Origin of the sequence: Bacillus sp. V26, assembly GCF_034296245.1 — a bacterium.
In the GTDB taxonomy this organism is placed as follows: Bacteria; Bacillota; Bacilli; order Bacillales; family Bacillaceae; genus Bacillus; species Bacillus halotolerans.
In genome coordinates, this window is the sequence record NZ_JAXKQF010000024.1 from 1 (window position 1) to 259 (window position 259).

Consider the following 259-nt stretch of genomic DNA (forward strand, 5'->3'; position numbering starts at 1 on the left):
CTACCATCGGCGCTGAAGAGCTTAACTTCCGTGTTCGGCATGGGAACGGGTGTGACCTCTTCGCTATCGCCACCAAACAATTGAGAGTGTTCTCTCAAAACTAGATAACAGATGTGACATCATTAGAAATTGGGTTAAGTCCTCGATCGATTAGTATCTGTCAGCTCCATGTGTCGCCACACTTCCACCTCAGACCTATCAACCTGATCATCTTTCAGGGATCTTACTTCCTTGCGGAATGGGAAATCTCATCTTGAGG

The 259-nt window shown here is 46.7% G+C and carries 2 rRNA genes; both read right to left on the reverse strand.

Annotation, left to right across the window (positions count from 1 at the left end):
- Positions 1-77: ribosomal RNA gene (gene rrf / locus UJ203_RS20975) — 5S ribosomal RNA — on the reverse strand; the annotation flags it as partial.
- A 53-nt stretch (positions 78-130) separates the two neighbouring features.
- A 23S ribosomal RNA gene (locus tag UJ203_RS20980) occupies positions 131-259 on the reverse strand; the annotation flags it as partial.